Annotated in this window: 13 protein-coding genes, 1 tRNA gene and 3 rRNA genes; all 17 read right to left on the reverse strand. The window is 66.7% G+C overall.

Annotated features, from left to right (window positions below; all coding sequences use genetic code 11):
- Positions 1-37: 37 nt before the first annotated feature.
- The 17 genes from C1N91_RS10115 to ilvD all read right to left on the reverse strand — a co-directional run bounded on the left by C1N91_RS10115 (position 38) and on the right by ilvD (position 20913).
- Positions 38-109: transfer RNA gene (locus C1N91_RS10115), tRNA-Gln, on the reverse strand.
- Positions 110-155: 46 nt separating this feature from the next.
- Entirely contained in the window at positions 156-1118 is a 963-nt protein-coding gene (locus C1N91_RS10120) for an NAD(P)/FAD-dependent oxidoreductase (protein WP_137767608.1), read from the reverse strand.
- A 10-nt stretch (positions 1119-1128) separates the two neighbouring features.
- Entirely contained in the window at positions 1129-2616 is a 1488-nt protein-coding gene (gene gltX, locus C1N91_RS10125; RefSeq protein ID WP_137767609.1) for a glutamate--tRNA ligase, read from the reverse strand.
- A 128-nt stretch (positions 2617-2744) separates the two neighbouring features.
- A 5S ribosomal RNA gene (gene rrf, locus C1N91_RS10130) occupies positions 2745-2861 on the reverse strand.
- 142 nt (positions 2862-3003) lie between these two features.
- Positions 3004-6132: ribosomal RNA gene (locus C1N91_RS10135) — 23S ribosomal RNA — on the reverse strand.
- Positions 6133-6557: 425 nt separating this feature from the next.
- Positions 6558-8079 (reverse strand): 16S ribosomal RNA (locus C1N91_RS10140).
- The 16S, 23S and 5S rRNA genes sit together here, the layout of an rRNA operon.
- Positions 8080-8521: 442 nt before the next feature.
- Positions 8522-9292 (reverse strand): fumarylacetoacetate hydrolase family protein, encoded by a 771-nt coding sequence (locus C1N91_RS10145; RefSeq protein ID WP_137767610.1) that lies wholly within the window; start codon positions 9290-9292, stop codon positions 8522-8524.
- A 24-nt stretch (positions 9293-9316) separates the two neighbouring features.
- Positions 9317-10507, reverse strand: a complete 1191-nt coding sequence (locus C1N91_RS10150; RefSeq protein ID WP_137767611.1) for a branched-chain amino acid aminotransferase — start codon at positions 10505-10507, stop codon at positions 9317-9319.
- Positions 10508-10522: 15 nt separating this feature from the next.
- Entirely contained in the window at positions 10523-11590 is a 1068-nt protein-coding gene (locus tag C1N91_RS10155) for a 3-isopropylmalate dehydrogenase (protein ID WP_137767612.1), read from the reverse strand.
- An 11-nt stretch (positions 11591-11601) separates the two neighbouring features.
- On the reverse strand, positions 11602-13191 hold the full coding sequence (gene serA, locus C1N91_RS10160) for a phosphoglycerate dehydrogenase (protein ID WP_137767613.1): 1590 nt from the start codon (positions 13189-13191) through the stop codon (positions 11602-11604).
- Positions 13192-13426: 235 nt separating this feature from the next.
- Positions 13427-13807, reverse strand: a complete 381-nt coding sequence (locus tag C1N91_RS10165; protein WP_137767614.1) for a hypothetical protein — start codon at positions 13805-13807, stop codon at positions 13427-13429.
- Entirely contained in the window at positions 13804-14244 is a 441-nt protein-coding gene (locus C1N91_RS10170) for a hypothetical protein (RefSeq protein ID WP_137767615.1), read from the reverse strand. The genes C1N91_RS10165 and C1N91_RS10170 overlap by 4 nt, the downstream gene beginning before the upstream one ends.
- A gap of 50 nt (positions 14245-14294) precedes the next feature.
- On the reverse strand, positions 14295-15485 hold the full coding sequence (locus C1N91_RS10175; RefSeq protein WP_137767616.1) for a mannitol-1-phosphate 5-dehydrogenase: 1191 nt from the start codon (positions 15483-15485) through the stop codon (positions 14295-14297).
- 249 nt (positions 15486-15734) lie between these two features.
- The gene (gene ilvC, locus C1N91_RS10180; RefSeq protein ID WP_137767617.1) at positions 15735-16760 is read right to left on the reverse strand and encodes a ketol-acid reductoisomerase; all 1026 of its coding nucleotides are present in this window, start codon (positions 16758-16760) and stop codon (positions 15735-15737) included.
- 95 nt (positions 16761-16855) lie between these two features.
- Entirely contained in the window at positions 16856-17356 is a 501-nt protein-coding gene (gene ilvN / locus C1N91_RS10185; RefSeq protein WP_137767618.1) for an acetolactate synthase small subunit, read from the reverse strand.
- The gene (locus tag C1N91_RS10190; protein WP_137767619.1) at positions 17353-19173 is read right to left on the reverse strand and encodes an acetolactate synthase large subunit; all 1821 of its coding nucleotides are present in this window, start codon (positions 19171-19173) and stop codon (positions 17353-17355) included. Before C1N91_RS10190 ends, ilvN begins: the two co-directional genes overlap by 4 nt.
- Before the next feature lie 45 nt (positions 19174-19218).
- Entirely contained in the window at positions 19219-20913 is a 1695-nt protein-coding gene (gene ilvD / locus C1N91_RS10195; RefSeq protein ID WP_137767620.1) for a dihydroxy-acid dehydratase, read from the reverse strand.
- Between the last annotated feature and the right edge of the window lie 26 nt (positions 20914-20939).

Raw genomic sequence — 20939 nt, forward strand, 5'->3', positions numbered from 1 at the left:
AAAGCCCCCGGGATCTCCCGGGGGCTTTTCCTTCGAGCTGGGGTACCTGGACTCGAACCAAGAACGACGGTACCAGAAACCGCTGTGTTGCCAATTACACCATACCCCAAAAGGCCTGCTGGCCTTCCGTTCCCCGTTGTCCGGGGCACGATCAACTACTGTACAGCATCCCGGAGGTCCTCGAGACCACCCACCAGGTCGCGGTGCACGGCGGCGGCCGTCGAGGCCCCGTGTCCGGCTGCCACGACGAGCTGCTCCGGGCCCGGGGGGGTGACGTCGCCGACGGCGTACAGCCCCGGCACACCGGTCCGACCGAGACGGTCCACGCGCACGAGCCCCTCGTCATCACGCTCCACCGGCGCCTCGAGCCAGTCGAGGTCGGCGTGCCAGAGCGGCCGCACGAACGCACCCCTGTGCGCCCGCACGTCGCCGTCCGCCAGTCGGACACCGGTCAGGCCGTCCCGCCCGCCCTCGAGGTCTGCCACCGGCCGCTCGTCCACTGCGACACCCGCCGCCGCCAGGCGCGCCCGGCCGCGGTCGTCGAGCACCGCCGCACCGTTCGTGTAGACCACGAGGTCGTCGGTCCAGGAGCCGACGAGCAGGGCACGGTCGACCACGTCGGGCGTCTCGCACACGAACGCCAGGGACTGCCCGGCGTGCTCGTACCCGTCGCACTCGACGCAGCTGTGCACGGACGTGCCGTAGAACGCCCGCAGGGACGGCAGCGCGGGGAACTCCTCCCGGAGTCCGGTCGCGACCACCACGGCGCGCGCACGGGCCCGCAGTTCGGCCCCACGGAGGGCGCCGTGCACGCTCCACCCGTCCGCTTCGCGCGCCACACGGTCGACGACCGACTGCACCACGGTGGCCTCCGGGTAGGACTCGACCTCGAGTCGGCCGAGCTTCCGGAGCTCGAGCGGCGAGATCCCGTCGCGCGTCACGAAGCCGTGCGACCGCAGCGTGGCGGCGTTGCGCGGCCGGTTCGCGTCGACGAGCAGCACCGTGCGCCGGGCGCGCACCAGGTTGAGCGCGGCGCTCAACCCGGCCGGCCCGGCACCGATCACCGCAACGTCGACGGAGGTGACCTCGGCGTCCTCGTGCTGCCCCGGGGGCGTCACCACGGCCGCGTCAGCCGTCCGCGAGACGACGGAGACGGGTCACCGTGGAGTCCTTGCCGAGGATCTCCATCGACTCGAACAGCGGCGGGCTGATCCGACGCCCGGACACCGCGACCCGCAGCGGACCGAAGGCCAGTCGCGGCTTCAGCCCCATGCCGTCGATGAGGGCCTCGCGCAGCGCCGCTTCGATCGCCTCGGTCGTCCAGTCCTCGACGCCCTCGAGCGCCGCCACACCCGCGCGGAGCACGTCGCCGGCGTCGTCCTTCAGCGTGGCGCGTGCGTCGTCCTCGACGACGAGGTCGTCGTCCTCGGTGAAGAGGAAGCCGAGCATCGCGGGGGCCTCGCCGAGCAGCTGCATGCGCTCCTGCACCAACGGCGCAGCCGCGGTGAGCACCCGCTCCTGCTCGGCGGTCGGTGGCGTCGAGACGAACGCAGCCAGGTAGGGCAGCAGGCGCCCACGGAAGTCGTCCGCGTCCAGCAGGCGGATGTGGTCGCCGTTGATCGCCTCGGCCTTCCTGTGGTCGAAGCGCGCCGGGTTCGGGTTGACGTCGACCACGTCGAACGCAGCGACCATCTCGTCGGACGAGAACACGTCGCGGTCCGGACCGATCGACCACCCGAGCAACGCCAGGTAGTTGAGGAGTCCCTCGGGCACCATCCCGGCGGCCCGGTGGTGGAACAGGTTCGACTCGGGGTCGCGCTTCGACAGCTTCTTGTTGCCCTCGCCCATCACGTACGGCAGGTGCCCGAACAGCGGGACGAACGAGGTGATGCCGACCTCGACGAGCGCCTCGTACAGGGCGATCTGCCGCGGGGTCGACGACAGCAGGTCCTCACCGCGGAGCACGTGCGTGATGCCCATCAGGGCGTCGTCCACCGGGTTGGTGAACGTGTAGAGCGGCTTGCCGTTGGGACGGACCACCACGAAGTCCGGGAACGTGCCCTGCTTGAAGGTGATCTCGCCGCGCACGAGGTCGTCGAAGCTCAGGTCGCGGTCGGGCACGCGGAGGCGCAGCGCCGGCTGACGACCCTCGTCGCGGAACGCCTGACGCTCGGCCTCCGTGAGGTCCCGCTCGTGGTTGTCGTAGCCCTGCTTCGGGTCGCGGCCGGCGGCCCGGTTGCGGGCCTCCATCTCCTCCGGGGTCACGTACGACTCGTACACGTGGCCGGATGCGCGCAGCTTCTCGATGACGTCCTCGTACACGTCCGAACGCTCGGACTGGCGGTACGGCCCGTGGGGCCCGCCCACCTCAACGCCCTCGTCCCAGTCCAGGCGGAGCCACCGGAGCGCGTCGAGGATCTGCTCGTACGACTCCTCGCTGTCACGCGCGGCGTCGGTGTCCTCGATGCGGAAGACGAGCTTCCCACCGGTGTGGCGCGCGTACGCCCAGTTGAACAGGGCCGTCCGGATGAGCCCCACGTGCGGGGTCCCGGTCGGGCTCGGGCAGAAACGGACTCGGACGTCGGAGCCGGTGGCGGTGGTGAACGGTGCAGTCATGACGCCACGATCCTACCGGCGCCGCAGTCGCCTCGACCCGGGCGCGGACCGCGTCCGTCACGCGCCCCAGAACGCAGGAAACCCCTGACCGGTCGCGGTCAGGGGTTTCCTGGTGTTGCTGAAGTTGAGTCCGGCGGCGTCCTACTCTCCCACAAGGTCCCCCTTGCAGTACCATCGGCGCTGAGAGGCTTAGCTTCCGGGTTCGGAATGTGACCGGGCGTTTCCCTCTCGCTATGACCACCGGAACACTGTCGACCCAGATCCTGGATCAAACCATTGTTCCTTCAGAGCATTGCTGAAGTATTCAGTTTGATTCCCGATCGTCTGTCGGGAACCACAAAGTGGACGCGAGCCCCACACCCGAAAAGGGGTGACGGTAATAGTTGTGTTGTCAAGTCTTCGGCTTATTAGTACCGGTCAGCTCCACGGGTCGTCAGTCCCCGCTTCCACATCCGGCCTATCAACCCAGTAGTCTGCTGGGAGCCTCTCACACTCAAGGTGCATGGAAATCTCATCTCGAAGACGGCTTCCCGCTTAGATGCTTTCAGCGGTTATCCGGTCCGAACGTAGCTAATCAGCGGTGCCCTTGGCAGAACAACTGACACACCAGAGGTTCGTCCATCCCGGTCCTCTCGTACTAGGGATAGATCTTCTCAAATTTCCAACGCGCGCAGCGGATAGGGACCGAACTGTCTCACGACGTTCTAAACCCAGCTCGCGTACCGCTTTAATGGGCGAACAGCCCAACCCTTGGGACCTACTCCAGCCCCAGGATGCGACGAGCCGACATCGAGGTGCCAAACCATGCCGTCGATATGGACTCTTGGGCAAGATCAGCCTGTTATCCCCGAGGTACCTTTTATCCGTTGAGCGACAGCGCTTCCACAAGCCACTGCCGGATCACTAGTCCCGACTTTCGTCCCTGCTCGACCTGTCAGTCTCACAGTCAAGCTCCCTTGTGCACTTACACTCGCCACCTGATTGCCAACCAGGTTGAGGGAACCTTTGGGCGCCTCCGTTACTCTTTGGGAGGCAACCGCCCCAGTTAAACTACCCATCAGGCACTGTCCATGAACCCGATCAGGGTCCTACGTTAGACATCCAAAGTGACCAGAGTGGTATTTCAACAATGACTCCACGAACACTAGCGTGCCCGCTTCACAGTCTCCCACCTATCCTACACAAGCCACTCCGAACACCAATACCAAACTGTAGTAAAGGTCACGGGGTCTTTCCGTCCTGCTGCGCGTAACGAGCATCTTTACTCGTAGTGCAATTTCGCCGAGTTCGCGGTTGAGACAGCTGGGAAGTCGTTACGCCATTCGTGCAGGTCGGAACTTACCCGACAAGGAATTTCGCTACCTTAGGATGGTTATAGTTACCACCGCCGTTTACTGGGGCTTAAATTCAGAGCTTCGCCCAAGGGCTAACCCTTCCTCTTAACCTTCCAGCACCGGGCAGGCGTCAGTCCGTATACATCGTCTTGCGACTTCGCACGGACCTGTGTTTTTAGTAAACAGTCGCTTCCCACTGGTCTCTGCGGCCTTCAACGCTCAACAACGAGCAGTCGTATCACGTGTCCGGCCCCCCTTCTCCCGAAGTTACGGGGGCATTTTGCCGAGTTCCTTAACCACGATTCTCTCGATCTCCTTGGTATTCTCTACCTGACCACCTGAGTCGGTTTCGGGTACGGGCGGCTGCAACCTCGCGTCGATGCTTTTCTCGGCAGCATAGGATCACTGATTTCCCCTTGACGGGTACGCGTCGGATCTCAGGCACGCAGACGACGGATTTGCCTATCGTCAGCCCTACATCCTTACACCAGGTTCACCTCACGGATACCATCGCCTGGCTCAGCTACCTTCCTGCGTCACACCTGTTCATACGCTAGCCGCACCAGCATGGGGTCGAGCGTTAGACCGGACACCATCACCCCGAAGGGATCCGGATGCACCGGGTTAGGACTCTTAGCACCACTGGATTAGCTTGGGCGGTTGTTCGCCGGTACGGGAATATCAACCCGTTGTCCATCGACTACGCCTGTCGGCCTCGCCTTAGGTCCCGACTTACCCAGGGCGGATTAACCTGGCCCTGGAACCCTTGGTCTTTCGGAGGACGGGTTTCTCACCCGTCTTTCGCTACTCATGCCTGCATTCTCACTCGTGTGGCGTCCACGGCTGGATTCCTCCGCCGCTTCACTCGCCACACGACGCTCTCCTACCACTCCGCACGACTGAACCACGAAGGCTTGTCGGTGTGCGAAATCTACAACTTCGGCGGTGTGCTTGAGCCCCGTTACATTGTCGGCGCGGAATCACTTGACCAGTGAGCTATTACGCACTCTTTCAAGGGTGGCTGCTTCTAAGCCAACCTCCTGGTTGTCTGTGCAACTCCACATCCTTTCCCACTTAGCACACGCTTAGGGCCTTAGTTGGTAGTCTGGGTTGTTTCCCTCTCGACGATGAAGCTTATCCCCCACCGTCTCACTGCTGCGCTCTCACTCACCGGCATTCGGAGTTTGGCTGACGTCAGTAACCTGTTGAGGCCCATCGGCCATCCAGTAGCTCTACCTCCGGCGAGAAACACGCAACGCTGCACCTAAATGCATTTCGGAGAGAACCAGCTATCACGAAGTTTGATTGGCCTTTCACCCCTATCCACAGCTCATCCCCTCCATTTTCAACTGAAGTGGGTTCGGTCCTCCACGACGTCTTACCGTCGCTTCAACCTGGCCATGGATAGATCACTTCGCTTCGGGTCTAGGACATGCGACTGTATCGCCCTATTCAGACTCGCTTTCGCTACGGCTGCCCCACACGGGTTAACCTCGCCACATATCACTAACTCGCAGGCTCATTCTTCAAAAGGCACGCCGTCACCCCTACAAGGAGGCTCCGACGGTTTGTAAGCAAACGGTTTCAGGTACTATTTCACTCCCCTCCCGGGGTACTTTTCACCTTTCCCTCACGGTACTTGTCCGCTATCGGTCATCTGGGAGTATTTAGGCTTATCAGGTGGTCCTGACAGATTCACACGGGATTTCTCGGGCCCCGTGCTACTTGGGATACACATCCGGCCATGACACCATTTCGTCTACGGGGCTGGCACCCACTACGGCCCGGCTTTCAAACCGGTTCGACTATGATGCGCTGTAACCGCCCCAGTCCGGCAGAACTGAGCGACGTGTCCCACAACCCCGACCATGCAACGCCCGCCGGCTATCACACATGATCGGTTTAGCCTCATCCGCTTTCGCTCGCCACTACTCACGGAATCACATGTTGTTTTCTCTTCCTGTGGGTACTGAGATGTTTCACTTCCCCACGTTCCCTCTACCCGCCCTATATATTCAGGCGGGAGTCACCAGGTCGACAAGTCGCCTGGCGGGGTTTCCCCATTCGGAAATCCTCGGCTCACAGCTCGATTATCAGCTCCCCGAGGCTTATCGCAGATTTCTACGTCCTTCTTCGGCTCCAGATGCCAAGGCATCCACCGTTTGCTCTTAGAAACTTGACCACAAAGATTAAAATTGCGATCGACTCGACACCCGACCACCCCCGAAAAGAGATGATCACCGTCTCGAGCGATCTAAGATGCTCGCGTCCACTGTGTAGTTCTCAACATACGATCGGCACCACACTCCCCGAACCAACCGGTTCGCTTCATGCAGCCCACTCGAAGAACCAAGCAGACTCACGTCCGCCGGCTCAACCCCCGATCATCACGACCGGGAAGCCTGGTCCCTCAGGACCCAACAACGTGCACCAGCCGACCCGCTCACCCCGACCCCTTCCAACCAGCAAGCTGGCGTACTCAGGCCGGAAGCTACGCTCCCGACTGCACTGTCAATGTTCCACCCATGAGCTACCGGCAACCACACTCGGGTTGCATCGGCGCCTGAACCGATCACCTGCAAGCAGGGCCGGTCAGATGCTCCTTAGAAAGGAGGTGATCCAGCCGCACCTTCCGGTACGGCTACCTTGTTACGACTTAGTCCTAATCACCGATCCCACCTTCGACGGCTCCTTCCACAAGGGTTAGGCCACCGGCTTCGGGTGTTACCGACTTTCATGACTTGACGGGCGGTGTGTACAAGGCCCGGGAACGTATTCACCGCAGCGTTGCTGATCTGCGATTACTAGCGACTCCGACTTCATGAGGTCGAGTTGCAGACCTCAATCCGAACTGAGACCGGCTTTTTGGGATTCGCTCCACCTTACGGTATCGCAGCCCTTTGTACCGGCCATTGTAGCATGCGTGAAGCCCAAGACATAAGGGGCATGATGATTTGACGTCATCCCCACCTTCCTCCGAGTTGACCCCGGCAGTCTCCTATGAGTCCCCGCCATAACGCGCTGGCAACATAGAACGAGGGTTGCGCTCGTTGCGGGACTTAACCCAACATCTCACGACACGAGCTGACGACAACCATGCACCACCTGTACACCGACCACAAGGGGGCAACCATCTCTGGCCGTTTCCGGTGTATGTCAAGCCTTGGTAAGGTTCTTCGCGTTGCATCGAATTAATCCGCATGCTCCGCCGCTTGTGCGGGCCCCCGTCAATTCCTTTGAGTTTTAGCCTTGCGGCCGTACTCCCCAGGCGGGGCGCTTAATGCGTTAGCTACGACACAGAAACCGTGGAAAGGTCCCTACATCTAGCGCCCAACGTTTACGGCGTGGACTACCAGGGTATCTAATCCTGTTCGCTCCCCACGCTTTCGCTCCTCAGCGTCAGTTACGGCCCAGAGATCTGCCTTCGCCATCGGTGTTCCTCCTGATATCTGCGCATTCCACCGCTACACCAGGAATTCCAATCTCCCCTACCGCACTCTAGTCTGCCCGTACCCACTGCAAGCCCGAGGTTGAGCCTCGGGATTTCACAGCAGACGCGACAAACCGCCTACGAGCTCTTTACGCCCAATAATTCCGGACAACGCTTGCACCCTACGTATTACCGCGGCTGCTGGCACGTAGTTAGCCGGTGCTTTTTCTGCAGGTACCGTCACTTTCGCTTCTTCCCTACTAAAAGAGGTTTACAACCCGAAGGCCGTCATCCCTCACGCGGCGTTGCTGCATCAGGCTTTCGCCCATTGTGCAATATTCCCCACTGCTGCCTCCCGTAGGAGTCTGGGCCGTGTCTCAGTCCCAGTGTGGCCGGTCACCCTCTCAGGCCGGCTACCCGTCGTCGCCTTGGTGAGCCATTACCTCACCAACAAGCTGATAGGCCGCGAGTCCATCCCCAACCAAAAAATCTTTCCACCACCAGACCATGCGGCCGGCAGTCGTATCCAGTATTAGACGTCGTTTCCAACGCTTATCCCAGAGTCAGGGGCAGGTTACTCACGTGTTACTCACCCGTTCGCCACTAATCCACCCAGCAAGCTGGGCATCATCGTTCGACTTGCATGTGTTAAGCACGCCGCCAGCGTTCGTCCTGAGCCAGGATCAAACTCTCCGTAAAAAAATTACCAACCCACCACCAAAGCAGCAGGCCGAGTTGATCTTGACTGTAAAGACTGTCCACTGGACAATCAATTCAATCCAAAAGGAATTGTCTCCGACCCGGTCAGCAAACCGACCAGGCACGGGGTCAAAATAATTGGCATTGACAATGTGCACGCTGTTGAGTTCTCAAGGACCAGACGCACCCCCCACTCGACACACCACAGTGCGTCTCATCAGAGGGGCTGGAAGTTCGCTGCCCGGGCGAGACTCGGAAGCGAACCACTCGGCCGTTCCGTTCTCCGCCTCAGCGGCAACGAGTGATTACTCTACACACGCCCCACCACCGCGGCCAACCAGCCCACCGCCCGGGCGTGTCGCGTCCTCCGCAGCCGATCGGCTCTGGAATGACGAACGGCCCGCTCCCCTGCGGGAACGGGCCGTTCGGCTGACGGGCCGACTCAGTGTCGAGCGATGACCGGGTTCTTGAGCGAGCCGATCCCCTCGATGAGCACCTCGACGACCTCGCCGTCACGGATGGCGCCGACGCCGGCCGGGGTCCCGGTGAGGATGACGTCGCCGGGCAGGAGGGTCCAGATCGAGGAGACGAACTCGATGAGGGACGGGATGTCGTGCACCATCTCGCTGGTCGACGCCGCCTGGCGCAGCTCACCGTCGACGCGGGTCTCGAGACGGATGTCCGACGGGTCGATCTCGGTCTCGATGACCGGGCCGAGCGGGCAGAAGGTGTCGAAGCCCTTCGCACGCGTCCACTGACCGTCGCGGGCCTGCAGGTCGCGCGCGGTCACGTCGTTGGCGATCGTGTAGCCGAGCACGACGCTGGCGAAGTCCTCGCGCCGGACGTTCTTCGCGAGCGACCCGATCACGATGGCGAGTTCGCCCTCGTGGTCGATCCGCCCGACCTCGGCCGGCAGACGGATGGGGTCGTCCGGACCGATGACCGCGGTGTTCGGCTTGAGGAAGACCACGGGGTCGTCACCCGACCGCTCGTCCATCTCCGACGCGTGCTCGGCGTAGTTCAGCCCGACGCCGATGACCTTCGACCGCGGGATCACCGGCGCGAGGAGCTTGGCGTCGGCGAGCGGCACCCGCTCCCCGGTCGTCTCGAACCCCTGGTACATCGGGTCCCCCGCGAGGACGACCAGGTCGCGCTCGTCGAGGATGCCGTACCGCGGGTCTTCACCCGTGCTGCTGAACCGTGCGATCTTCACCGTTCGACCCTACCGATCCGCGGCTCAGGCCGGGTCCGTCAGGCGCGTCATCCACCCGTGCGGGTCGGGACGACGGCCGTACTGGATGTCGGTCAGCTCCTGGCGCAGGGACATCGTCAGCTCGCCGGCCCCGACGGTCGGCGATCCGATCGTGAAGCCCTCGCCGCGGAGTTCGGCGATCGGCGTGACGACGGCAGCCGTCCCGCAGGCGAACGCCTCGGTGATCGACCCGTCGGCGACGCCGTCGCGCCACTCGTCGAGGGTGACCCGACGTCGCTCCACCCGGAGCCCGCGGTCCTCGGCGAGCTGCAGGATCGAGTCCCGCGTGATGCCTTCGAGGATGGACTCCGAGTCAGGGGTGACGAGGGTGCCGTCGGACTTGACGAGCACGACGTTCATGCCGCCGAGCTCCTCGAGGTACCGGCCCTCCTCGGAGTCGAGGAACATCACCTGCTGGCAGCCCTGCTCGTACGCCTCCTGCTGCGGGAGCAGGGACGCCGCGTAGTTGCCACCGGTCTTCGCCGCACCCGTCCCGCCGCGGGCGGCACGCGCGTACTTCGTCGACAGCCAGATGCTCACCGGCTTCGGCCCGGACGTGAAGTACGCCCCGGCGGGGCTGGCGATGCAGTGGTACGCGACCTCCTGCGCGGCTCGGACCCCGAGGAACGACTCCGTCGCGATCATGAAGGGGCGCAGGTACAGGCTGGTCTCCGGCGCCGAGGGCACCCAGTCGACGTCGGCGCGGACGAGCTGCCGGACCGACTCGACGAAGACCTCGACCGGCAGCTCCGGGAGCGCGAGCCGACGGGCCGACCGCTGGAAGCGACGGGCATTGGCGTCCGGGCGGAACGACCAGACCGACCCGTCCGCGTGGCGGTAGGCCTTCATGCCCTCGAAGATCTCCTGCGCGTAGTGGAACACGCTGGCGCTGGGGTCGAGGGTCAGCGGCCCGTACGGGTGGATCGAGGCGCTGTGCCAACCGCCGTCGAGCGACCACTCGACGGTGGCCATGTGGTCGGTGAAGTGCTTGCCGAAGCCCGGGTCGGCGAGGATCTCCTCGCGCTCGGCTGCGGCCCGGCGCTCGGGCGACGGCGTGCTCGCGAACTCGAGGGCGAAGTCGCCCTCGGTGGTGGCGCCGTCGGTGGTGGTGGCGCCGTCGGTGGTGGTGGCGCCGTCGGTGCTCGCGCTGTCGGTGCTCGCGCTGTCGTGGCTCATCGGGGGTGACTCCTGTCAGGCGGTGGTGGTGCGTGCTGCGACCGCGGCGGCGATGGCGTCGCCGACCTCGACCGTGCTGCGCGGCGTGGTGCCCCGGCTCGCGAGGTCGGCCTCGACCGCCCGCGTCACGGCCGACGCCAGGTCCGCCCGACCGAGGTGGTCGAGCAGCAGGGCGACGGACAGGACGGCGGCGGTCGGATCGGCGACCTGCTGACCTGCGATGTCCGGCGCGGAACCGTGGACCGGCTCGAACATGCTGGGGAAGGTGCCGTCCGGGTTGATGTTCCCCGAGGCCGCCAGACCGATGCCGCCGCTGATCGCGCCGGCCAGGTCGGTGATGATGTCCCCGAACAGGTTGTCGGTGACGATGACGTCGAACCGGCCGGGCTCGCGGACCATGTGGATCGTCACCGCGTCGACGTGCTGGTAGTCGACCGTCACGTCCGGGTGTTCCGCGGCGACCGCGGCGACCGTCCGCTGCCAGAGCGCCCCCGCGTGCACGAGCACGTTGCTCTTGTGCACGAGCGTCAGGTGCTTCCGCGGCCGGCGCGACGCGAGGTCGAAGGCGTAGCGGACGACGCGCTCGACCCCGTGGGCCGTGTTGAGGGACACCTCGGTGGCGATCTCGTGGGGCGTCCCGACGCGGATCGCGCCGCCGTTGCCGACGTACGGCCCCTCGGTCCCCTCGCGCACGACCACGAAGTCCACCACGCCCGGGTCCGCGAGCGGACTCGCGACCGAGGAGTACACGGTCGTGGGTCGCAGGTTGACGTAGTGGTCGAAGGCGAAGCGCAGCTTCAGCAGGAGGCCGCGCTCGATGATCCCCCCGGCGAGACGCGGGTCGCGCGGGTCGCCACCGACGGCACCGAGCAGGATCGCGTCGTGCTCGGCCAGGGCCGCCGTGTCGGCGTCGCTCAGGATGTCGCCCGTCTCCAGGTACCGCGTGGCACCGAGCGAGAAGGCGGTCTCCTGCACGACGAGGTCGTCGGGCAGCACGGCGTGCAGGACCTTCAGGGCCTCGTCGACGACCTCGGGCCCGATGCCGTCACCGCGGACGACCGCGAGCTTGACCGTCTGTGCCATGTCCGGTGTCCTTACAGCGTGATGTCGATCTCGCGGAGCGAGGTCGCGTCGATGGTGGAGCGCACGTGCTCGAGGATCTCCGCGGGCACCGGCGAGTCGACCGTCAGCACGCTGAGCGCCTGGCCACCGGCCTCCTGCCGCGAGATCTGCATCGCCGCGATGTTGATGCCCGCGTCGCCGAACTCCTTGCCGTAGACCGCGACGATGCCGGGACGGTCGGTGTAGACCATGACGACGTGGTGGGCGTCGAGGGCGACCTCGACGTCGTGGCCGTTGATCTCGACGAGCTTCTCGACCTGCTTCGCACCGGTGAGCGTGCCGGACACGCTGATCGCCGGACCGTCGGACTGCGCGCCGCGGATCGTGAGCACGTTGCGGTACTCGGGGCTGTCGGCGTCGGTGATGAGCCGGACGCTCACGCCGCGCTGCTCGGCGATGAGCGGGGCGTTGACGTAGGAGACCTGGTCGCTGACGACGTCGGTGAAGACGCCCTTGAGCGCGGCGAGCTTCAGCACGCTGACGTCGTACTGCGCGAGTTCGCCGTGCACCTCGACGTCGATGCTCGTCACGGGCGAGGTCGCCAGGCCGGTGAAGACCTGACCGAGCTTCTCCATGAGCGGGATCCCGGGGCGGACGTACGGGTCGATGACGCCACCGGCGACGTTCACCGCGTCCGGCACGAGCTCCCCGCCGAGCGCGAGGCGCACCGACTTGGCGACCGAGACGCCGGCCTTCTCCTGGGCCTCGTCCGTCGATGCCCCGAGGTGCGGCGTGACGACGACGTTCGGCAGTGCGAGGAGCGGCGACTCCTTCGGCGGCTCGGACACGAACACGTCGAGACCGGCGCCGGCGATCGTCCCGAACGTCAGCGCACGGTGCAGGGCGTCCTCGTCGATCAGGCCGCCGCGGGCGACGTTCACGACGAACGCGCTCGGCTTCATGAGCGCGAACTGCTCGTCGGAGATCATGCCCACCGTCTCCGGGGTCTTCGGCATGTGGATCGTCGTGAAGTCCGCGCGGCGGAGGAGGTCCTCGAGCGAGACGAGCTCGACGCCCAGCTGCTGCGCCCTGGCCGTCGTGACGTACGGGTCGTACGCGATGACCGAGACGCCGAACGCCTGCAGACGCTGCGTGATGAGCGCACCGATGCGACCGAGGCCGATGATGCCGACGGTCTTCTCGTACAGCTCGACACCGGTGTAGGAGGAGCGCTTCCAGGCACCAGCCGCCAGCGACGCGTGCGCCGCCGGGATGTGTCGCGCGAGCGACAGGATGTGACCGACGGTGAGCTCGGCGGCCGAGATGATGTTCGACGTCGGTGCGTTGACGACCATGACGCCGGCGGTGGTCGCCGCCTTGATGTCGACGTTGTCGAGGCCGACGCCGGCGCGGGCGACGACCTTGAGCTGCGGCGCGGCGGCGATGGCCTCGGCGTCGATCTTCGTGGCGGACCGCACCAGCACGGCGTGCGCGTCGGCGAGGGAGGACAGGAGCGCGGCGCGGTCGGTACCGTCCACGTTCCGGATCTCGAAGTCGGGCCCGAGGGCGTCGACGGTGGCGGGCGAGAGTTCTTCGGCGATCAGGACGACCGGCTTCGGCACAGCTGCAGTTCCTCACACGAGACGGGCGGTATCCCACCATCGTATCGACGCGCGGACCCGGTTACGACCGCACCGTCGGTCCCCCGCGGGACCACACGACGGTCTGGCGCGGTCCGCTCGGCGGCGATGCGCAGCATCGCGCGGACCGCGCCGACCGAGCCTGCGAGGGAGGTCGGTGCACGCCCGCACCGCGCCGCCAGGCCGTCGACGGGTCGCCGGACGACCGCGTCCCCCGTCAGAAGTCGAGCAGACGCGGCACGAAGAGCTGCAGGTCCAGCCAGAGCGCGCCCGCCGCGGCGAAGGCGACCAGGAAGACACCGATGGTCACCGCCAGCCGCGCGCGGCGCGTCACCCAGAGGGCCACGACGAAGGCGACGGGCGCGATCACGATGTCGAGGACGAGCCATCCCCAGGGGGTGCTGCGCTGCAACGACGAACCGCCCGAGGTCGTCTCGAGGAACGTGTTGAAGGCACGCACCGACTGCGAGACGGTGACGAGGTTCCCGACGCTCTGCACGGTCATGTACGCGAAGAGCGCGCCGAACACCACCCAGACGACGATGCGGGCGACGAGCGGGGACGGCGTCCGGCGGACCGCCGGGGTCGTGGCGGTCACCCGAAGCTCCTCGTCATGAGGAAGGGCCAGGGGAAGAGCACGGCGGCACCGAGCAGCATCCAGAGCAGGCGGGTGCGGGTCCGACGACCGCGGCCGGCCCAGAGCACCACGGTGAACCAGAGCGCGGGCGCGACGATCGACAGGAAGCGCAGCACCTCGACGAAGACGGTCAGGACGGTGTCGACGTTCGCCACGTAGGACGTCGACGCAGTGAGCAGCCAGGCCACCGTGTAGAGCAGGTAGAGGCCACCGAAGACACCGAACCCGATGAGCGCGCCCGAGGTCTCCGGGCGCTCCGGGTCGCGTCCGCCGCGGTCCTTCACGGTGACCGGGTTGTGCGCGGCGTCGACGTGGGTCGCGTCGTCCGCGTCGCCCCAGCTGAGGGCGTCGTCGTCGTGGTCGACCGAGCCGTCGGGCGGGGATGCTGCCGTGGTCATGACGACGATTCTACGAGGGACCGACGACCGACGGCACCAGACGGCGTCGCTCAGACGTCGGCCGGCTGGGTCTCGAGCACCTCGGCGACGACGCCGCGGACGGCGGGGAACAGCGGGTGGCTCTCGACGAGCCCGGTCAGGATCTCGGTGAGCGCGTGCGCCGTCGCACCGGAACGGAGCAGCGCGTGCAGCTCGATCGACTCCGGGTCGTTCTCGTCGTCGAACGCCAGGGCGACGCGGACGGCGCCGAGCAGGTGCTCGACGGGCAGGCCGCGCTCGGCGAGCTGCGCCGCGGGGCCGATGAAGCGCTCGCGCCGACCGAGCTTCCGCAGCGGGTTGCGCCCGACGCGTGCCGTGGTGTCGGGCAGCAGCGGGTTGGCGATGCGGGTGAGGTTCGCGGCGACGTAGCGTGCGTGCTCGGCCGGGTCGAAGCCGTGCTTCGCGACGAGCAGCGCGGTCGTCTCGGCGAGGACGCCGTCGACCTCGGCGCGGACCTCGCGGTCCTCGAGGGCCTCGCGGATGAGCCGGATCCCGCGCACGAAGCCGTGGTAGGCGGCTGTCGCATGCGCGGTGTTCACCGTGTAGAGCTTCCGCTCGACGAACGGCTGCAGGTCGTCGACCCACGTCACGCCGTCGATCTGCGGCGGTTCGGCCTGCGAGTCGGCGAAGGGCGTGCGCTCGATGACCCACTCGTAGAAGGGCTCGAGGACGACGTCGAGCCCGCCGGACTGACCGAGCACCCCGGACTGGTCCGGGACGATGCGGTCGATGGCGCAGTTGGCGAAGACCGCGGCGACGTGGCGGTCCTCGAGGATCGGGGCGCGTCGGATGCTGGCGTGCAGCGAGTCGGTCGCGTTGAAGGCGTTCTCGCAGGCCACGACCGTGACGTCGCCGCGCTCGGGGGCCCGGGCCGCGAGCCCCTCGGCGATGACCGGGGCGACGAGCGGCAGGGTGCGCGCGCCGACCGCGGTCGTGACGACGTCGGCCTCGGCGATCGCCTGCACGACGCGCTCGCGGTCGGTCTTGCTGCTGAGGGCGCGGAACCCGTACACCAGGTGCTCGACGGGCTGCTCGCCGACCTCGTGCACCACGAAGCGGCCGGCGTCGTTGAGCGCCGAGACCACGCGGTCGTCGACGTCGACGAAGGTGAGCTCGTAGCCGCTCGCGACCAGGAACTGGCCCACGAACCCGCGCCCGATCTTGCCGGCGCCGATGTGGACCGCTCGCTTCGTCACCGCCATCCGACGATCCTCCCACGTCCGAGGACCCGGTCGTGACCACTCCTCGCGACGTCGCCGGACGGTGCCGCGGGACGGGGCGCGGGAGCGGAGCGTCCGGGTTCGGGGACGCCACGGAGGCGCCCGGTGCTGGCGCTGCGGTCGGAGGAGCCGCTGGAGCTGGAGGAGTGCAGGTGCATGTGGTCCGGGTCACGTCGCGAGGCGGCGGTGCACACGCACCGCCGCCTCGTCATCGAGTGGTCGTTGCGCAGACTACCGCGCGGCCGAGCCGTCGACGTAGTCGGAGTCGTTCGACTTCCACGCGAACAGCGCGCGGAGCTCACGGCCGGTGGCCTCGATCGGGTGGCCCTCCCCCTTCGCGCGGAGCTCCTTGAACTCCGGCGCGCCGGCGTCCTGGTCCTCGATGAAGCGCTTGGCGAAGGTGCCGTCCTGGATGTCGGAGAGCACGGCCTTCATGTTCTCCTTGACCTCGGGCGAGATCACGCGCGGACCGGAGACGTAGTCACCGAACTCGGCGGTGTCGGAGATCGACCAGCGCTGCTTGGTGAGGCCGCCCTCCCAGATCAGGTCCACGATCAGCTTGAGCTCGTGCAGGACCTCGAAGTAGGCGATCTGCGGCTGGTAGCCCGCCTCGACCAGGGTCTCGAAGCCGTACTGGATGAGCTGCGAGGTGCCACCGCAGAGCACGGCCTGCTCGCCGAACAGGTCGGTCTCGGTCTCCTCGGTGAAGGTGGTCTTGATGCCGCCCGAGCGCAGGCCGCCGATGGCCTTGGCGTACGACCACGCGAGGTCCCACGCGCTGCCCGAGGCGTCGACCTCGACGGCGACGATCACGGGGACGCCGCGACCGGCCTCGTACTCGCGGCGGACGGTGTGACCCGGGCCCTTCGGGGCGACGAGCGCCACGTCGACGCCCTCGGGCGCCTCGATGTAGCCGTAGCGGATGTTGAAACCGTGGCCGAACACGAGCGTCGCGTCGTCCTTCAGGTTCGGCTTGATGTCCTCGGCGTAGACGATGCGCTGCACCTGGTCCGGGGCGAGGATCACGACGACGTCAGCGTCCTTCGTGGCCTCGGCCGGGGTGAGGACCTGGAAGCCGGCCTCGGTCGCCTTGTCGCGGCTCTTCGAGCCCTCCTTGAGGCCGATGACGACCTCGACGCCGGAGTCGCGGAGGTTGAGCGCGTGGGCGTGGCCCTGCGAGCCGTAGCCGATGACGGCGACCTTCTTGCCCTGGATGAGCGTCAGGTCGGCGTCGGCGTCGTACACGATGTCAGTCACGAGGGTCTGTCTCCTTGGTTCTGGTGGCTTGTGGTGTGCGGACGGGAGGCGCGTGGCGGGCCGCCACGGGCCTCCGGTCCGGAAGTGGGGTGCGCTCAGCGCACGCGGTCGGTGATGCTCTTCGGCCCACGGCCCATGCCGAGCAGGCCGGCACGGGCGAGCTCCTTGACGCCGTAGGGCTCGAGCACCCGCAGGATCGCCTGGATCTTGCCGGGGTCGCCCGTCACCTCGACGATCAGCGAGTCGGTCGCCACGTCGACGACCTGTGCGCGGAACAGGCTCACGGCCTCGAGCACGGCGGACCGGGTCTGGTTGTCGACCCGCACCTTGACGAGCATGTGCTCGCGCTGCACCGACTGCGAGAAGTCGAGCTCGACGATCTTGATCACGTTGACGAGCTTGTTGAGCTGCTTCGTGACCTGCTCCAGCGGCAGGTCCTCGACGTCGACGACGACCGTGATGCGGGACAGGCCCTCGACCTCGGTGGCGCCCACGGCGAGCGACTCGATGTTGAAGCCGCGGCGGGCGAACAGGCCGGCGACGCGCGTCAGCAGACCCGGCTTGTCCTCGACGAGCAGGGAGAGGACGTGGCTCATGCGGGGTCTCCGGTCATGTCGGCGTCCTCGACGTCCCAGCTGGGCGCGTGGTCGCGGGCGTACTCGATCGAGGAGTTGCCGACACCCTGCGGGACCATCGGCCACACCATGCTGTCGCGGCTGACCACGAAGTCGATCACCACCGGGCGGTCGTTCGTCTCGAGGGCGAGCTTGATGGCGTCGTCCACCTGGTCGGCGCGCTCGACACGGATGCCGAGGGCACCGTAGGCGTCGGCGAGCTTGACGAAGTCCGGCACACGACGGCTCTGGTGCCCTGTCTCAAGGTCGGTGAACGAGTGCCGACCGTCGTAGAACAGGGTCTGCCACTGCCGCACCATGCCGAGCGACGAGTTGTTGATGACGGCGACCTTGATCGGGATGTCGTTGATGACGCAGGTCGCGAGCTCCTGGTTCGTCATCTGGAAGCAGCCGTCGCCGTCGATCGCCCACACCACGCGGTCCGGTTGCGCGACCTTCGCGCCCATCGCGGCCGGCACCGAGTAGCCCATCGTGCCGGCGCCGCCGGAGTTCAGCCAGGCGTTCGGCCGCTCGTACTTGATGAACTGCGCGGACCACATCTGGTGCTGGCCGACGCCCGAGGCGTAGACGCCCTCGGGACCGGTCAGTTCACCGATGCGGCGGATGATCGCCTGCGGCGCGAGCAGCCCGTCGGTCGGCTCGGCGTACCCGAGCGGGAAGTCGGCGCGCAGCTGGTCGAGCTTCGCCCACCACGCGCCGGTGTCGGCGCGGTCTGCGGCGACGTCGCCCCATGCGTCGAGCAGGTCGACGAGGACCTCGCGGGCGTCGCCCACGATCGGGACGTCGGCGTAGCGGATCTTCGAGATCTCGGCTGGGTCGATGTCGACGTGCACGACCTTGGCGTGCGGCGCGAACTCGTCGGCCTTGCCGGTGACACGGTCGTCGAAGCGCGCGCCGAGGGCGATGATCAGATCGCTGTCCTGCAGGCCGAGCACCGCCGGCACCGTGCCGTGCATACCGGGCATGCCGAGGTGCTGCGGGTGCGAGTCCGGGAACGCCCCGCGGGCCATCAGCGTGGTGACGACCGGCGCACCGGTGGCCTCGGCGAAGCGCAGGAGCTCGGCTGATGCACCGGAGCGGACGACGCCGCCGCCGACGTACAGCACGGGACGCTCGGCCTCGGCGAGCAGCTGCGCGGCCGCGGTGATCTGCTTGCCGTGCGCCTTGGTGACCGGACGGTAGCCGGGCAGGTCGACCTTCGGCGGCCAGACGTAGGGCGCCGACTTCTGCTGGGCGTCCTTGGTGATGTCGACGAGCACCGGGCCCGGGCGACCCGTGGTGGCGATCTGGTGCGCCGCGGCCAGCGTGGCCGGGATGTCGGCCGGGTCGGTCACCAGGAACGAGTGCTTCGTGATCGGCATCGTGATGCCCACGATGTCGGCTTCCTGGAAGGCGTCCGTCCCCATCAGGGTCGAGAACACCTGGCCGGTGATCGCGATGAACGGCACCGAGTCCATGTAGGCGTCGGCGATGGCCGTGACGAGGTTCGTCGCACCGGGACCGGAGGTCGCGATGGCGACGCCGACCTTGCCGGACGAGGACGCGTAGCCCTCGGCCGCGTGACCGGCGCCCTGCTCGTGCCGGACGAGGATGTGCCGGATGGTCGTGGACGCCATGAGCTCGTCGTAGAACGGGATGATGGCGCCGCCGGGCAGGCCGAAGACGTCGGTGATCCCGAGGTGCTCGAGCGTCCGGAGGACGGCTCCCGAGCCGGTCAGGATCTCCGGCGACCGGCGTGCACCGGCTGCAGCGGACAGCGGAGTGGCTTCCGTGGGCATGAGGTGGTCCTTGCCTGGAGGGATGGCGGTTCGAACGTGTCGTCGCTAGCCCGTGACCGCGCCCTTGGCGGCGGACTGGACGAGCTTCGCGAACTTCGCGAGGACTCCGCGGGTGTAGCGCGGGGGCAGCGGGGCCCAGCCTTCTCGGCGGGCCTCCAGCTCGGCGTCGTCGACCAGTAGGTCGAGCGAGCGAGCCGCGATGTCGACACGGATGCGGTCGCCATCGCGCACGAATGCCACTGGACCTGCGTCCACGGCTTCCGGTGCGATGTGGCCGATGCACAGGCCGGTTGTGCCGCCTGAGAATCGCCCGTCCGTCAACAGTAGTACATCCTTACCGAGGCCCGCGCCCTTGATGGCCGCGGTGATGGCGAGCATCTCGCGCATGCCCGGTCCACCCTTCGGGCCCTCGTAGCGGATGACCACCACGTCGCCCTTCTGGATCCGGCCCTCGGTCAGGGCGTCCATCGCGGCGCGCTCGCGGTCGAACACGCGGGCGGGGCCCTCGAACACGGCGGCGTCGAAGCCCGCGGTCTTCACGACTGCACCCTCGGGTGCGAACGAGCCCTTGAGGATCGTCAGGCCACCGGTGGTGTGGATCGGGTTGTCGAGCTTCCGGAAGACCTCGCCGTCGAGCTCCGGCGGGTCGATCTCGGCCAGGTTCTCGGCCAGGGTCTTGCCGGTGACGGTCATCACGTCGCCGTGCAGCAGACCGGCCTCGAGCAGCGCCTTCATGATCACCGGGATGCCGCCGTTGCGGTCCACGTCGACCATGACGTACTTCCCGAACGGCTTCATGTCGGCCAGGTGCGGGACCTTCGAGCCGATGCGGTTGAAGTCGTCGAGGCTCAGCTCGACCTCGGCCTCGTGCGCGATGGCGAGGAGGTGCAGCACGACGTTGGTGGAGCCTCCGAGTGCCATCGCGACGGCGATGGCGTTCTCGAACGCCTCCTTCGTCAGGATCTGGCGAGCCGTCAGCCCGAGGCGCAGCATGTTCACCACGGCCTCGCCGGAGCGGCGCGCGTAGTAGTCACGTCGGCGGTCGGCGCTCGGCGGGGCGGCGGAACCCGGCAGCGACATGCCGAGGGCCTCGGCCACGCTGGCCATCGTGTTCGCGGTGTACATCCCGCCGCAGGCGCCCTCACCCGGGACGATCGCGCACTCGATCTCCTTGAGCTCGGCCTCGCTCATGGTGCCGGCCTTGCACGCACCGACGCCCTCGAAGGAGTCGATGATCGTGACCTCCTTGAAGGAGCCGTCGGCCTGCTTGACGTAGCCCGGCATGACAGAGCCCGCGTAGAGGAAGACGCTCGCGAGGTCGAGGCGCGCGGCGGCCATGAGCATGCCGGGGAGCGACTTGTCGCAGCCGGCCAGCAGCACGGTGCCGTCGAGGCGCTCGGCGTTCACCACGGTCTCGACGCTGTCGGCGATGACCTCGCGCGAGACGAGCGAGAAGTGCATGCCCTCGTGGCCCATCGAGATGCCGTCCGAGACGGAGATGGTGCCGAACTGCAGCGGGTACCCGCCGCCGGAGTGCACGCCCTCCTTCGCGCCCTGCGCGAGTCGGTCGAGCGAGAGGTTGCACGGGGTGATCTCGTTCCAGGACGAGGCGATCCCGATCTGCGGCTTGTCCCAGTCTGCGTCGCCCATGCCGACGGCCCGGAGCATGCCACGCGAGGTGGTCGCTTCGATCCCGTCGGTGACGACCCGGCTGCGCGGCTTCACGTCGATGTCAGGCATGCAGGCAGTCTAGGACCAGTTGGGAT

The sequence above is a fragment of the Curtobacterium sp. SGAir0471 genome (assembly GCF_005490985.1).
Classification (GTDB): domain Bacteria; phylum Actinomycetota; class Actinomycetes; order Actinomycetales; family Microbacteriaceae; genus Curtobacterium.

Bases quoted from the DNA above. Each gene is read 5' to 3' on its own strand.
- gltX (WP_137767609.1), bottom strand. From the start codon at position 2,616: ATGACTGCACCGTTCACCACCGCCACCGGCTCCGACGTCCGAGTCCGT.
- C1N91_RS10150 (WP_137767611.1), bottom strand. From the start codon at position 10,507: ATGAGCCACGACAGCGCGAGCACCGACAGCGCGAGCACCGACGGCGCC.
- C1N91_RS10155 (WP_137767612.1), bottom strand. From the start codon at position 11,590: ATGGCACAGACGGTCAAGCTCGCGGTCGTCCGCGGTGACGGCATCGGG.
- C1N91_RS10170 (WP_137767615.1), bottom strand. From the start codon at position 14,244: ATGACCACGGCAGCATCCCCGCCCGACGGCTCGGTCGACCACGACGAC.
- C1N91_RS10175 (WP_137767616.1), bottom strand. From the start codon at position 15,485: ATGGCGGTGACGAAGCGAGCGGTCCACATCGGCGCCGGCAAGATCGGG.
- ilvN (WP_137767618.1), bottom strand. From the start codon at position 17,356: ATGAGCCACGTCCTCTCCCTGCTCGTCGAGGACAAGCCGGGTCTGCTG.
- C1N91_RS10190 (WP_137767619.1), bottom strand. From the start codon at position 19,173: ATGCCCACGGAAGCCACTCCGCTGTCCGCTGCAGCCGGTGCACGCCGG.
- ilvD (WP_137767620.1), bottom strand. From the start codon at position 20,913: ATGCCTGACATCGACGTGAAGCCGCGCAGCCGGGTCGTCACCGACGGG.